Source organism: Chitinophaga filiformis (genome assembly GCF_021646545.1).
Classification (GTDB): domain Bacteria; phylum Bacteroidota; class Bacteroidia; order Chitinophagales; family Chitinophagaceae; genus Chitinophaga; species Chitinophaga filiformis_A.
In genome coordinates this window covers 256,232-270,074 of record NZ_JAKIRP010000011.1, presented here as the reverse complement: position 1 = coordinate 270,074, position 13,843 = coordinate 256,232, and the positions used below count along the sequence as shown (strand labels likewise).

13 protein-coding genes are annotated in these 13,843 nt (G+C 45.9%); 7 read left to right on the top strand and 6 right to left on the bottom strand.

Annotated features, from left to right (window positions below; all coding sequences use genetic code 11):
- Positions 1–329 precede the first annotated feature (329 nt).
- Complete coding sequence (locus L3C95_RS24065; protein ID WP_236391507.1) at positions 330–869, top strand: hypothetical protein; 540 nt, start codon at positions 330–332, stop codon at positions 867–869.
- 37 nt (positions 870–906) lie between these two features.
- Here L3C95_RS24065 and L3C95_RS24060 read toward each other — a convergent pair whose 3' ends face one another.
- Together L3C95_RS24060 and L3C95_RS24055 are read right to left on the bottom strand one after the other, a co-directional pair.
- Positions 907–1,317, bottom strand: coding sequence for a hypothetical protein (locus L3C95_RS24060; protein WP_236391506.1), 411 nt, complete (start codon positions 1,315–1,317; stop codon positions 907–909).
- 209 nt (positions 1,318–1,526) lie between these two features.
- Positions 1,527–2,348 (bottom strand): class I SAM-dependent methyltransferase, encoded by an 822-nt coding sequence (locus L3C95_RS24055; RefSeq protein WP_236391505.1) that lies wholly within the window; start codon positions 2,346–2,348, stop codon positions 1,527–1,529.
- A gap of 211 nt (positions 2,349–2,559) precedes the next feature.
- Here L3C95_RS24055 and L3C95_RS35260 point away from each other — a divergent pair, with 211 nt between their 5' ends.
- Positions 2,560–2,790: an alpha/beta fold hydrolase gene (locus L3C95_RS35260; RefSeq protein ID WP_410683529.1), complete on the top strand. Its 231-nt coding sequence runs from the start codon at positions 2,560–2,562 to the stop codon at positions 2,788–2,790.
- Between the two features lie 42 nt (positions 2,791–2,832).
- Here the strand turns inward: L3C95_RS35260 and L3C95_RS24050 are convergent, their stop codons facing one another.
- Together L3C95_RS24050 and L3C95_RS24045 are read right to left on the bottom strand one after the other, a co-directional pair.
- Positions 2,833–4,521: an RluA family pseudouridine synthase gene (locus L3C95_RS24050; RefSeq protein WP_236391503.1), complete on the bottom strand. Its 1,689-nt coding sequence runs from the start codon at positions 4,519–4,521 to the stop codon at positions 2,833–2,835.
- Between the two features lie 105 nt (positions 4,522–4,626).
- The gene (locus L3C95_RS24045) at positions 4,627–5,511 is read right to left on the bottom strand and encodes an AraC family transcriptional regulator (RefSeq protein WP_236391500.1); all 885 of its coding nucleotides are present in this window, start codon (positions 5,509–5,511) and stop codon (positions 4,627–4,629) included.
- A gap of 123 nt (positions 5,512–5,634) precedes the next feature.
- On the opposite strand from L3C95_RS24045, the gene L3C95_RS24040 reads away from it, so the two are divergent.
- Positions 5,635–7,284, top strand: a complete 1,650-nt coding sequence (locus tag L3C95_RS24040) for an alpha-L-fucosidase (RefSeq protein WP_236391498.1) — start codon at positions 5,635–5,637, stop codon at positions 7,282–7,284.
- A gap of 69 nt (positions 7,285–7,353) precedes the next feature.
- Here L3C95_RS24040 and L3C95_RS24035 read toward each other — a convergent pair whose 3' ends face one another.
- Positions 7,354–7,623, bottom strand: coding sequence for a hypothetical protein (locus tag L3C95_RS24035; protein ID WP_236391496.1), 270 nt, complete (start codon positions 7,621–7,623; stop codon positions 7,354–7,356).
- A gap of 117 nt (positions 7,624–7,740) precedes the next feature.
- Positions 7,741–8,997 (bottom strand): DUF1624 domain-containing protein, encoded by a 1,257-nt coding sequence (locus L3C95_RS24030; RefSeq protein WP_236391493.1) that lies wholly within the window; start codon positions 8,995–8,997, stop codon positions 7,741–7,743.
- Positions 8,998–9,163: 166 nt separating this feature from the next.
- Here L3C95_RS24030 and L3C95_RS24025 point away from each other — a divergent pair, with 166 nt between their 5' ends.
- From L3C95_RS24025 to L3C95_RS24010, 4 genes are all read left to right on the top strand, one after another.
- Positions 9,164–9,979 (top strand): SDR family oxidoreductase, encoded by an 816-nt coding sequence (locus tag L3C95_RS24025; protein ID WP_236391491.1) that lies wholly within the window; start codon positions 9,164–9,166, stop codon positions 9,977–9,979.
- Between the two features lie 75 nt (positions 9,980–10,054).
- A complete protein-coding gene (locus tag L3C95_RS24020; protein WP_236391489.1) occupies positions 10,055–10,978 on the top strand; it encodes a helix-turn-helix domain-containing protein in 924 nt (307 codons plus the stop codon).
- Between the two features lie 640 nt (positions 10,979–11,618).
- Positions 11,619–12,830, top strand: coding sequence for an MFS transporter (locus L3C95_RS24015; RefSeq protein WP_236391487.1), 1,212 nt, complete (start codon positions 11,619–11,621; stop codon positions 12,828–12,830).
- A gap of 271 nt (positions 12,831–13,101) precedes the next feature.
- On the top strand, positions 13,102–13,830 hold the full coding sequence (locus L3C95_RS24010; protein WP_236391486.1) for a hypothetical protein: 729 nt from the start codon (positions 13,102–13,104) through the stop codon (positions 13,828–13,830).
- Positions 13,831–13,843: the final 13 nt, after the last annotated feature.

Genomic DNA, 13,843 nt, shown 5'->3' with positions numbered 1-13,843 from the left:
ATTTATATGTCCCACAGTCGTAAAACACCCCTCGCATCGCAATCCTGAACCGAATGGTTCTGGCAATCTGGCAATCCCACACACATCAAATGATAAGACCACCCAGGTTAGTTAATCCCTCCGGCTCGGGAAGTACGCTATCGGTTCGCGATATGCTTACTGAAAGGTCTCCAAAAGGGTAATAAAAGGATATCAAGAGGGTATCTATATATCTATTCGATATTGAAGTGACCTTTAATTACTATTTCAGCACCAATTATGATAGTTTATCGGTACCTTAGAGAAGCGAAACAGTAACCTTGTAATTAATAACCTCAAAAAACCTTTTTATGGCCATTGTTAAAGACAATATCCTCCTGCAATTTGTACGGGGTACCCTCGGCAAACAACTCACGATCTACGAACGGAACGGGCAGATCATTATGGCGACGAAACGCGGCCCTTCAAGGAAAAAGCCTACCCAAAAGCAGTTAGAAGCAAGGGAGAGGATGACCATTGCTTCGGCACGAGCGCAGCGAATGATGGCCGATCCGGAGGTGAAAGCCTACTATGCGTCGCTGGCAGGGCCAGGACAAAATGCCTATAATATGGCAGTCAAGGATGCTTACCGCAGTCCTGAGATCCAAAGTATCAGATTAGAAAAGGATGAGGTGGTAGTGACTGCGAAAAATGAATTCCGCGTAGCAGAAGTAGAGGTAAAGGTAGTAGACGCTGACGGTGTTGTTACGGAGAGCGGGCGGGCAGTTTTAGGCTGGAACGGCGTTGATTGGCATTATAAAGCAACAGCGCTGCCTGCAGGCGGTAAAGTCATTGTGGAAGCGGAAAATTTGCCGGGGAGGTATACGGTCAAGGAATTGCTGCTTACATAAAAAACGTCTTCACTTTTACGAATGTATACTACCCCGTTTAGTCGGAATCACGGTATTTGCCCAGTATCGCCATAGCGATACAGCTTATGCCACCCAGGAAACAGGAAACGGCGAGTGCCCATACCTCCCACGAGTAGTCTAGTACACCGCGATAAGTATATAAGCAGAAAATGTAAAAAGCCGGTACAAGACCTATCAGCAACAGCGCTATGCCATACAGGTAACCGTCGCGATTTTCTTTTTTGAATTCGCCCCCGTTGGCGGCAAACATTTCATTCAGCATCCGGTTGGCTTCAATGGTGTTCATGCCCCGATAGTCGGCGACAAGATTTTCGAGAATATGTTCCCGTTTGCTACCATCTTTTACTGCACTGATGGCGTATTCGATATTGTCTTCCCTGACGCCTTGCGCAAGGTATTTGGTTTGAAGGGCTGCAAATTTTTTCATGTTAGGTATTGGGTACCCCAAAATTAGGTTCATTTACACAAGTTTCAAAACCGGTCAGCATTATGTAGTAGGGCAACGAAATCAGCGCCATCGGCTATGGCGTATATCGCAGTGGGAACAAACAAGGCGCTTCGCCTCGTTAATCGGATTGCCAGGGAGGTCAACCAGTGCATTGTGAGTGCTACTGTTACTATTACTATTGCATCTTTTTACTTCCACGCCTGGCACATTACTGCACTTATCGGAGCGATCATAGGAGCTACTCCAAATTTTTCAGACAGTTCCTTTTCCACAGTAATTATTATCTTGTCCATTGACGTGGGATGACGCTTTTTTATTTCTTCAAAAATGGACCCCGTCGCTACAAGACCGCCTGCCGCCTCCTTTGCAGTGCCACAAACTGAATGTTTTTGTACCTTTTCAATTGATGTTTTGGAAAAGCCTGCAACTTCCAGTAATGCGCTTATGCTGGATTCATCATGCATCGAAGTCGCCTGATTATATGAGTCAGGCAATTCACCTTCATAATATCTTTTTGCTACTGATCGGGAAATATAAGATGCACCATTATTTTCCAACTTATCCCAGGTGGTAAATAAAAGCATGCCTCCGGGCTTTAAAACACGATAGGCCTCAGAAAGGGCTTTGGGCTTATCAGGAACAAACATGTACCCAAAGCAGCACACCACGAGATCAATACTATTGTCGCTAAAAGGGAGTTGTTGTGCATCTATATTTTGCCAGTCAATTTCCAGATCGCTTAATTGCTCTTTAGCCACAGCCAGCATATCTTCGCTGATATCTGAAGCAATCAGCCTGGCCGCAACTGAAAGTCGTTCCCGTAGATGGCGCGTAACACGGCCCGTTCCTGCGGCAATTTCCAGGGCAAGAGAAACTGAGGAAGGGTCAATGCGTGCTGCCACTTCTATGGCATAAGGCTCAAAGAACATAGGGCCAAGAAATTCATCATAACGTACAGCGCTTTGCCGCGATGAGTCGAAGGAAGGAATGGTGTTCGAAGTATTACTCATAAAGTATGCTCTTTTTAAATTTTCCACCCGGGTAACGGGCGCATATTGAAATAGATTTAAGCATGTGGCCTTCTTTCTTCATTCACAAACTTAGCCCCAAAGGAAGCGGGGTACCGTTAATATTGGCAAATATCACATTTTTTTTAGGGAAGGTGGTAGCAATGATAAGCCGGCAATACTTTTTCTGCATGGCTTTCCATCCTCTTCCCTTATGTGGCAACCGCTATTGGAAGCGCTAAGCAGCAACTATCATGTAATTGCGCCTGATTATATTGGGTTCGGTCATAGCAGCCAGCCAGCGGCCTATAGTTTTAATTATACGTTCGACAATTTGACAGCTCATATTGATCAATTCATTAAAATATTGTCTCTTAATTTGTGCTGGTGCTACAGAATTATGGCGGCGCTATTGGCATGCGCATTGCAGAAAGTGTCGAGGTAATTTCATCAGAAACCACTGCTGATTCAGTTTGAAATAGCGTATCTAAAACCCTACCTCCGCCTCAAATCTAACCTTTTCCTTCTTCATCGGATGTATAAATTCAATATCAGCGGCATGAAGGTACATTCTTTCAGACGCCGTGCCATACAGATCATCTCCTACAATAGGTGCATTCAAGCCAAGTTCATGAGCCGAATGCATGCGCAACTGATGCGTTCTCCCCGTAAGCGGCCAGAAATCAACCCGGGTCATTGAATCATAGCGTTTAACTACTTTCCACCTGGTAACGCTTTTCTTCCCCGTTGTAAAACACACCAGCTGTCTTGGCCGGTTAAATACATCAGCGCTTAGCGGAAGATCGATCTCGCCTTCAGACTGTTCAATCACCTTAGATAGGAGCGCTGTATAACGTTTGCTGACGGTACGTTTCAAAAATTGTCGCTGAATATGCTTGTGTGCCTCCTGCGTTTTAGCCACCACGAGCAAGCCCGAAGTATCCATATCCAGCCGGTGAATAATAAGTGGCTCGGTATCTCCCAGTCGGTCTTTTAACCTGGTATAGACTGAATCCTGGACATTCACCCCCGGAACAGAGCGTAATCCGGAGGGCTTATTAACTACAACAAAACTCTCGTCTTCATAAATGATTTCAAGTCTGCTGTTCTCTTTGGGGGCGTATAAAAGCGGGTTCTCATCTACCGCCATTCCTTCCAGCATATGTTCCAGAATAGGCTTGCACTTACCTGTACACGCCGGATAAAACTGCTTGTGTTGTCTGATCTCAGATTTTGGTGCAGCGCCCCACCAGAATTCCCCCATGGCAATAGGTTCATATCCATTCCCAAATGCAAATTGCAAGAGTTTGGGTATAGCACATTCGCCTGCGGCGGAGGGTGGTTTACCAAAAGGAGTGAGGCTGAAAATTTCGTGTAAACTCTTGCTTTTACCGTCTTTGTTCAAAAAGACATATTGATCAAAAAGCTGTTGCTGCAAAGCAGCTGACTTTTCCTTACGTTCGTTTTTTAAGGCTTCGATATCAGCCTCAAATTGCGCCAATCTTGTCCGCATTTCATCCAGCAGCTGTTCCCACTTGCCGGTAAGCGCTTTAAGCTGATGCTTATCATACAAGCTCTGTTTAACAAGTTGCGCTTCCGCAACAGCATACGCCTGTTCATCCAGATTGCTCCTCAGTTCTTCACGAAGTTGCTTCCGGCTGTCTTTATTGCTCTTCAATTGTTTCTTCAACGCTGCAATTTCCTGCAGTGATTCGGCTGAACGCTGTTCAATGTCCTGACTTAAGCGCTGATAGCTTTCATCCGAAGATAGTTCCTTGATTTGCGCATTAATGCTGTTGATGATGCCCACCTCTTTGAGAAAAAAGCTATTCTCCTCCAGCATGTCGAAGACAGGCGGTACAAATTTCGGATGGTCATTTGAGCCTGCCAGTTTACCTGAGAAAGCCGACAGATAGCCCAGCTTTCCTTCGGGACAACGTACTACCAACACACCGAACATCTTGCCAATGGCCATTCCGTCCTGGCTGGCATCCAGTCCAAAGTTGTGCTCAAGGTCAGTTTGAGTTTCCAGGTAATGTTGCAGCTCAGCGGCTGCTATTCTTGTTAAAGGATGTGGCTCGTAATAGAATGGAAAGGTAAACCGTTCAGGTAATGTTATCTGCTTTATCGATTCCTCCAAAAAATAAGACACCTTACTTCCACTATTGTCTCCCAAGTTGGCTTTATTTAGGGCGCAAAGTTATCACTTCTGCCGGAATAGATGCCTTGTTCCCTCTAAGATCCCGGGAAATGGCCGAATTATCAGTACAGCACTAAATTATCACCCTTCCGCACTTTCTCCCAGCATGCGCAGTTTCTTCCTGTAGCTCCCCGGATTCTCGCCTGTCATCTTTTTAAAGAAGCGGTTGAAGTAAGAAATATTTTCAAACCCTAAGTTATATGCCAGCTCCTTGATGGACACATCTTTTTTTAACAGCATTACCCGTTGCGCCTTCTCTATTTTCTTCTGACTGATATATCGTCCCGGTGTGCATCCCATGCTTTTTTTAAACAGGCGGATAAAATGATCTTTCGAAAGGAAGCTGTTCGCCGTAAGTTCCTCTACAGTAACAGGTTTGTCTATGTTCCTATGGATATACTGCAGCGCCTTCAGTATCCGCTCGTCGATATCCAGGTCTCTATCAGATGCGTGGACCAGAAAGCGGGAAAAGACCTGCTTGATGATACCGGCTGCTTCCATTTCAAAGGCCATAGGTGTGGTCTTTTGAAGGGCGATATTTTTAATAAGCGTAGAAGAATTGTCGTAGGAGACAGGGTCATAGTATTTCAGCCCCCGGTCAGGATTAATGCCCGCAAGACGTTTGATCAGCTGAACCGTTAGCGGATCTGCTGCTATCTCCACAGGGAAATCAACCAGGTCAAAAATACTGGGCTGATTGTCAGTTTCTTCATAGATGTGGAGATAGTACAATGATAGATGACCTTCACATTCGTACCCATGGTTAACATAGGAAGGCGTGAGATATAAGTGATCTTTTTTCAGCTCGTAGGTTTTGCCCTCCCTGATTATCCTGGCCGCCCCGTTTTCCACCAGGTGTATCCGGGTAAAAGGACTACATACATTTTTCCAGTTCCAGTCAGCATTATGCACAGCATGCCCGACATTCAGTAAAATGAAATCCGGATGTTTCTGTTCTCTGTTCATTTACAAGGGTAGTTGTGACAAATGTATTGTTTAAATATCGATAAAGTGCAACTTTTTATCGATATATCGTAAGGCATGGCAGGGGGTAATGAGTATCTTTATTTCCTTCATAAAAACCACGAGATGAAACGACGTACTGCAATCGGCAGAATGGCTGGAATAGTCCCTGCATTATTGGCTACCCGCTATGGTCATGCCGCTTCTCTTTTTGAAAATCTGCCCCTGGGGGAGCGCATTCAGAAAGGGCCTTTTCAACCTTCATGGGAATCATTAAAACAATACCAGGTACCTGCCTGGTACCAGGATGCCAAATTCGGCATCTGGGCACACTGGGGGCCTCAATGTCAGCCGGAACATGGCGACTGGTACGCCCGGGGTATGTACGAAGAAGGAAGTGATCATTACAATTACCACGTGCAGAAATATGGACATCCTTCCAAATTTGGGTTTAAGGATGTCATAAACGAGTGGAAGGCTGAGAATTGGAACCCTGATCAGTTGCTGTCGCTATATAAAAAGGCAGGCGCTCAATATTTTGTTGCCCTTGCTAATCACCATGACAATTTCGACAATTATAACAGCAAATACCACCGCTGGAATTCCCTGAATATGGGACCCAAAAAGGACCTGATGGATGGCTGGGCGAAAGCTGCCAGGAAACAAGGAATGCATTTCGGCGTAAGTGTACACGCCGCACACGCATGGACCTGGTATGAACCCGCTCAGCTGGCAGACAAAAAGGGACCATTGGCCGGCATTCCTTATGACGGGAAGGTCACCAAAGCCGATGGAAAAAATAAATGGTGGAATGGATACGACCCGCAGGAACTCTATGCGCAAAACCATCCCCTGAGCGAAAATGCAAAAGATAGTAACACTATACATAAGCAATGGAGCTGGGGTGCAGGCGCAAGTGTGCCGACCAGGGACTATTGTGAGAAATTTTTCAATCGTACGGTCGACCTGATCAATCGTTATGATCCTGACCTTGTGTATTTTGATGATACCGTATTGCCACTATGGCCGGTAAGTGATGCCGGACTAAGGATAGCAGCTCATCTCTACAATAACAGTATCAAAAAGCATGGCAAGCTGCAGGCGGTACTCAACGGAAAGATCCTAGATGAAGAGCAGCGCAAGTGCATGGTATGGGACATTGAACGCGGACAAAGCAACCGTATTGAGCCTTTTGTATGGCAAACAGATACCTGTATTGGCAGCTGGCATTATGATCGCAGGGTCTATGATGAGAAAAAATATAAGTCTGCCAGAACGGTCATTCACACTCTCGCAGATGTAGTGAGCAAGAACGGCAACCTTTTACTGAGCGTGCCTCTTCGTGGCGATGGTTCCATTGACGCCGAGGAGCTGGCGGTGGTGGAAGGTATTGCTTCCTGGATGCAACAGAACAGTGAAGCCATATTCGGCACCCGTCCCTGGAAAATATACGGTGAGGGTCCTGCTATCGGGTCTGGTGCACCACTTAGCGGTCCCGGATTTAATGAAGGGAAAGGAAAACCCTTCGGACCGGAAGACATTCGCTTTACCACCAAAGGAGGTGACTTATATGCAATAGCCCTCGGGGCGCCTGCAGACGGGAAAATCCGTGTGAAATCCCTGGCGGCCGGTAGTAGCTATCATCCTTCGGAAATAGCCCACGTCGCATTATTGGGCCATGGGCCGGTGGCTGTCGAAAGAACGAGCGAAGGGCTTATTGTTCAGCTGCCCGACAACCTGCCCAATCATGACGCTTTATGCCTGAAAATTTCTTAGGCCTGAGCTGCAATATAGAATCTGTAGAAGCGGTCGTTGGCAAATGACCGGAGGCCCGCTTGACAGCTGTTAATGAAGCAATGCGGGCAGTTTTTCTGCGGCATACTCTATTGCTTCCACCGGTGATAGAAAACGTTTAGGACTATCATCTTCCGCCTTGAACAGTTCGCCTGGCATTTTACCTGGTTCATGCGAACTTGCTTCAATTGGTGGTTCCTGTAGGTTGTAGTATGCAATGAAATATTCCGTGGGAATAACATTGGTGTTCCCATGTTGCGTTTCCAGGGCCTCTACTACCACCCATATGTCCTGGCCGTTGATGGATAGTTTTTCTGTCATAAGCAAGTGTTTCAAAAGAACACCACATAATCGTGCCAGTGCTAACTAAATCGGCCAGAAACCATTTATATATCAGGATGAGACTGTCAGTCAACAGTCTCATCCCTGATATATAGCTTAAAAATAACTCAACCACTTTTTCTCTCCCTGATTCGCCTGTTTATACTTACTGAACCAAAGGCTTAACGGGTAAAGCATCAGCATCACCGCTATCCATACCAGGTATACAACAGGCAGCGAAAATCCATATCCCTGTAATTGCGGATTAGCAGTTACCCATGTAGTAAGGTTGACCATGCTTCCGGCGGAATGTCCGGATAATTCGGCTGCAACAATACCCAGGCCATGTATCAATGGGATATGCAACAGGTAAAAGAACATAGGCACCCGGCCGAAGATGGTCACTTTGGAAGTAAGCTTGTTCAATGGCTGCTCTGCATATGCCAGGAACAGCAAAGCAGGTCCCAGCGTCATCAGGATGTACAGTAAAGAAGGCGGATACTTCGATACGTTGATAAATGAAAGCACGGTGAACACAAAGTTTTTTTGCACAGACCAGTGTGCGGCATCACCATATACATTTATCCCGCGCAGGATAATAAAAAGAGCGATAGCGCCAAGGCCGATATTACGCAGGAATTTTTTGCGGGTTTCCGGAGCTGTTTCCTTTGAGTACAGGCTACCCAGGCAATAGCCTAAGCTGATGATACCTATGTAAGGAATAACAGGATATCCCAGGATGAAACGGAAGGGGCCAAATGTGAATCCTGCAAAATTGGGCTGGTGCAATACCGACCATATCACTGCAGGCGCTCCGTTGCCCTCAACATGCACATTATCGAGTGCGTTGTGTCCTGCTACGAAAATAATTCCAAGGCCGAGCAGCACCGTTCTGGGTAAATGGATCAACAGTGCGAGCACCATCATACTGATGCCGAATGCCCAGATCACCTGGAGGATAAATGCGGGGTAATGAGGATTGAAGGTCCAGAACAACGTAATAAGGACTAACTCTACCATCACCAGCCAGAGGCCCCTTGTGAAGAGGAAACCGGAAAGCGCCTTACGGCCATTCTTTGCTCCATAAAGACAGGCGGACACGCCGGCCAGGAGCATGAAAATGGGCGCACAGAAATGCGTGATCCATCGCGTCAGAAAAATGGGTACGCTGGTATGTTGCAGGTCCGTCGGATCGTTGAGATATGAATACGCGTGAAAATAGTCGCGAACATGGTCAAGCGCCATAATGATCATAATAGTGCCTCTAAGTAGGTCAATAGACTCTACGCGGCGACTTTTGGCAGCGGTTGATGGTCTGCTGAGTTGTGCAATGGTATTATCCTGGTTCATAGAGAAAAAGCCAAAGATCAGCAAAATCCAAGGATCTTTTGTAATGGGAATATCAAACGATCAGCATATCGGCTTTAATTTATCATGTCGCCATTTGCCCCATCCGCCAAATTGTTAAGACATACCGCCAAAAGTATAATTCCTTGCGCGCCCGCCATCCGAATTTTGTGAGTAAATAAAAACAAACAAAATGTCTAACACAATTTTTATTACAGGCGCATCATCAGGATTGGGTAAAGCAACAGCAAAACTTTTTCACAGCAAAGGCTGGAACGTAATAGCCACCATGCGTAAACCGCAGGAAGAAAAAGAACTGTCTCAACTTGACAACGTTACCTTATTACCACTGGATGTAACAAGCCCTGCCAGCATAGAAGAATGCGTGCGCAAAGTTACCGGCCAATTCAGTATTGATGTAGTGTTTAACAACGCAGGCTACGGACTTTTCGGGCCCCTGGAAACTCTCTCAGACGAACAGATCACGAATGTGCTCAACACAGATCTGTTAGGTGTGATCAGGGTAACGAAAGCATTTATGCCTCACTTCCGTGAAAAAGGAGCCGGATTGTTTATCAATACTTCCTCTATTGGCGGTATGATCACCTTCCCTTTAAATGCGCTGTACCATGCGGCAAAATGGGGATTGGAAGGTCTGGCAGAGAGCCTGCATTTTGAGTTGTCAAAGCTGGGTATCGGTATAAAGAATATACTTCCCGGAGGTATCCGTACTGATTTTGTAGGCCGGTCTATGGTGTATGGTACATTGAATACAGCGGCGTATCAGACAATCCTTGATCAAGCTAATAAGTCATTCGGTGAGGTAATGAAGCCTGAACAATTAACACCGCCAGAGGTCATTGCAGAGACAGTATATGAAGCAGCCACCGACGGCAAAACCCAGCTACGTTATATTGCCGGCGAAGATGCTAAGCAGTACTATGCAAGCCGGGACAGGATCGGAGCAGATGCTTTCCGGGAACAGTTTGACCTGTTGTTCTTCAGTTAAGACCAACAGGATGTGTAAATATATCCGGGGCGTTATTAAACAGGAAACGCAGGTAAAAAATACTACATTAGCAATATGGAAAGAAAAGTGGTCAAAGTCAGCACTATCAGTGAACTGCACAGGCTTTATAATTGCGGAGCGCCGAAGCATCCGCTGGTGAGTGTAATGGATCTCATGTCTATCAGCCATGATGTACTGGACCCGGGAGTTGGTTACCAGATGGATCTTTACCTCGTTTCCTGCAAACGTTTCAAGGGGCAGATCAGGTATGGCAGGTTGCCCTACGACTTTGAAGAAGGCTCTGTCATGTTCACCGCTCCGGGACAGGTACTGAGCGTAGCGCAGGATGTAACAATGGAAGAAGGCTGGGCCTTATTCTTTCATCCCGATCTGATAAGCACCACCAGCCTGGGCCGGATGATACACCAGTACTCTTTTTTCCTATACGACCTCAATGAGGCGCTGCACGTTTCTGAAGAAGAGAAAGCCATCCTGTACGATTGCGTCGGTAAGATTGAACGTGAGTGTGCAGCGCGCATAGATAAACACACGCAACACCTGATCGTCTCCAATATTGAACTGCTGCTCGGTTATTGTGAACGCTTTTACGACAGGCAGTTCCTGACAAGAGAGAAGGTGAACCACGACATCGTACAACAATTTGAGTTTTTACTGAACGAGTATTTTACCCGGGAAATCCTGCAACAGGACGGCCTGCCGGACGTGAAATACTTTGCTTCCAGGTTGAACCTGTCTGCTAAGTACCTGGCCGACCTGCTGCATAAATTCACGGGGAAATCTACTCAGGAGCATATTCATCTCAGGCTTGTTCAGCAGGCGAAAAACCTGCTCTGGAGCACTAACAGATCCATCAGTGAGATTTCGTACGATCTGGGCTTTGAACACGCCTCTCATTTCAGCAGATTGTTTAAAACCAAAACAGGACTGACGCCGGGAGAATTCCGTAATAACCGTCAGGAAACAGACGGTATCAGCTAAGTTTTAATTCCATATGTCAAAGAACTTTTTGTTCACAGCGGGAAGGTGTTGTCTGTCGATAGCACTTTCCCGCAGCCGTTAGTGCAATGTTAGGAAAGATCAATACGCAGTTTTGGACTTTGTCCCTTAACTGCAAAATCCTGTCCTTTAACTGCAGAATACTGTCCCTTAACTGCATTTTGGTATTACAGGAGAGCGGATGTGTCCCGGACCTGACCAGCATCAAACCAGGATATGACCAGCATTAACCTCCGATTATCTTCCGATTTGATCGGAGGATAATCGGAAGTTGATCCTGGTCATATGCAAGTCATATGCAACTCAGAACCTCCTTTCCGGGAAAAACGGCAGCGACCCCGGCCGCAACAAGCAATTATCCGGAACGACCGTTCAAAAATTATTTGGTGAAATAGAATACGAGATCTAAATTTGTTCGATAAAATTCGATCTTTCGATTAATCAATCAACCGGTCCGGACAGCAACGCTGTCTTTTTTTAAAGTTATTAAAATACCGATCGGTATATTATTGAATGGTAAAACAGGGTTACCTCGGTCTACGCACGAACCTTCTATTGCAAGGCCGGTCCGTTGGCGCGGGCTGTGAAAGTAACTGGGGTGCTATAAAATTCTAAACAGAGCATGAAATTCATCAAGGAAAATCATCACGGTATCAGTACCGTTCTCGCATTTGCATTGATCCCCCTGTCGGGATTTGCGACCGACATTTATATTCCTTCGCTGCCATCAATGGCGGCCGACCTGAACGTGAGCAACGCGGCAGTGCAGTTGTCACTATTGATCTTCATGATCAGTTCCGGTAGCAGCCAGTGGTTTGTAGGCAGCCTGCTTGACAGTTTCGGGCGCTACCGTCTGGGAATGGCGGCTTTACTGGTATTTACCCTCGCCAGTTTCTCCATTGGACTTTCGCACAATATTCACCTCATTTACGTGATGCGTATTATCCAGGGGATCTGTGTATCGCTGATTGTAGTCGGTAAGCGCGCCTATTTCGTGGATGTCTATTCCGGAGAAAAATTAAAGCACTACACCAGCATGTTCTCCATCATCTGGGCTACTGCACCCATCGCGGCGCCTTTCCTGGGCGGTTATTTGCAAACGACCTTCGGATGGTCTTCCAATTTCTACTTCCTGGGTATCGCTACATTGCTCCTGTTCATACTGGAACTGAAATACAGCGGAGAATCACTGAAGACTTTCCATCCATTTAAAATGGACGCGATCCTGAAAGTGTATGGAACCATGATCAAAACGCCCGACTTCGTTTTAGGCCTGATCATTATTGCACTCTGTTATTCTATGGTGATCGTATACGGTATGACAAGCCCCTTCATCATAGAGCAGGTGTTCCATCATTCTCCCGTTGTCACCGGCTATTGTTCTTTGCTATCAGGTTTATCACTGATGGCAGGAGGGATCATTTCCAAGTCACTGATCAACCGTCCATTTTCAAAGAAGATTGTAACGGCATTGGTGGTACAGGCTGTCGCCATTGCGGGAATGCTGAGCACTTCCGGATATGCGTCTAACCTGTATACGCTGATGGCGTTTACTATTGTCATTCATATGGTGGGTGGTTTTATCTTCAACAACCTGTTTGCTTATTGCCTGGGACGCTTCCAGAAGAATGCCGGTATAGCAAGTGGTATCACCGGAGGAAGTCTGTATGTGATCACCTCCTTCCTCAGTTATACTATCTCCAGCGTACTGTCTATCAAAACACAGACGGCGTTGGCTGAGGCCTACCTGCTGATGGCATTGGTACTGTGGGGCGCCTTTGCACTGTTTACAAGGGCCAGAATGGCGCATCAGCGTGCTTTAGCTACTGCATAATTATACACCAGGCATACTTACCTGCTATCAATCATACATGAGAAAGGCAGTTGTCCGGAATTGGTCCGGCAACTGCTTTTTGTTTGGGGTAATTGTCTTCACGGCAAGTACTTCCCCGGTTGGTATCGATAGCTACAATACTTGACAGTGGGTGATGCCATTTTTCCAATAACAGTTGCAGGTTTAAGCAATATGCAGTGCAGTCCTGCACTGCTATTTTTTTATGTATATTACATATTATATATTTGCATTATAAAAAATAATATCCCTAATGCCTTCCGTTCGTACCATGATGTATGCAGCTAGTTCAGTTGCCCTCCTTTTTACCGCCTGTAGTAAAGCAAAAGATGAGAACCCAATTTCCGGCCTGTATGTCAGCGCTAATGTTGTTATGTATGATTCTGTAAAAATGTATACAAAGTCAGGTGTTATTACTGATACGACTATGATACGTGATGCACTTGGAAGGAGATGGGACAATGTCACATTCAATTTCAAGGCGGGTATAGACTCGGTTCAGAAATCTATGGCTAAAATCAAGGTGGATCCGGAAGGTGGTGATAACTACCTCGATTTCACTGCATACAAACGGGGGTATGACATTGTTAGCTTCGCTAACGGACTGCTAGTTATGCTGACAAAAGATTCTCTTACCGAAACAAGCGAGGGAATCCCTTACTATCCAATTACGGATGTCCTCGACTGCGGATCTTCAGGTTACTTGATCAGAAAATACCAGAATTCCTATGGGTTTGGGAGCGATGGAGCGAATACTTATTACCGTAGATCCAAAAGATATGCTTTTTTAGAAGAATCAGCTGGCCATGTTACTTATCCCTGCATAAACTATATGTTTACCCAGCACTCTTACGGCCGCTCTGTGTGCATTGCAGCCGGAAGGGATATTAATAATATATTCAATGAAGAGTTTCCCGCAAAGCTTGGATATGAAGACACACTGATCGTTCAGATAAGTCGGACGCAAATGATTAAACAGTAGTCGGCATGTGCAA

Excerpts from the sequence above, each read along its gene's own strand:
- L3C95_RS24020 (WP_236391489.1), top strand. The coding sequence starts at position 10,055 with ATGGAAAGAAAAGTGGTCAAAGTCAGCACTATCAGTGAACTGCACAGG.
- L3C95_RS24060 (WP_236391506.1), bottom strand. The coding sequence starts at position 1,317 with ATGAAAAAATTTGCAGCCCTTCAAACCAAATACCTTGCGCAAGGCGTC.
- L3C95_RS24045 (WP_236391500.1), bottom strand. The coding sequence starts at position 5,511 with ATGAACAGAGAACAGAAACATCCGGATTTCATTTTACTGAATGTCGGG.
- L3C95_RS24015 (WP_236391487.1), top strand. The coding sequence starts at position 11,619 with ATGAAATTCATCAAGGAAAATCATCACGGTATCAGTACCGTTCTCGCA.
- L3C95_RS24010 (WP_236391486.1), top strand. The coding sequence starts at position 13,102 with ATGCCTTCCGTTCGTACCATGATGTATGCAGCTAGTTCAGTTGCCCTC.
- L3C95_RS24055 (WP_236391505.1), bottom strand. The coding sequence starts at position 2,348 with ATGAGTAATACTTCGAACACCATTCCTTCCTTCGACTCATCGCGGCAA.
- L3C95_RS24065 (WP_236391507.1), top strand. The coding sequence starts at position 330 with ATGGCCATTGTTAAAGACAATATCCTCCTGCAATTTGTACGGGGTACC.
- L3C95_RS24035 (WP_236391496.1), bottom strand. The coding sequence starts at position 7,623 with ATGACAGAAAAACTATCCATCAACGGCCAGGACATATGGGTGGTAGTA.
- L3C95_RS24025 (WP_236391491.1), top strand. The coding sequence starts at position 9,164 with ATGTCTAACACAATTTTTATTACAGGCGCATCATCAGGATTGGGTAAA.
- L3C95_RS24040 (WP_236391498.1), top strand. The coding sequence starts at position 5,635 with ATGAAACGACGTACTGCAATCGGCAGAATGGCTGGAATAGTCCCTGCA.
- L3C95_RS35260 (WP_410683529.1), top strand. The coding sequence starts at position 2,560 with ATGTGGCAACCGCTATTGGAAGCGCTAAGCAGCAACTATCATGTAATT.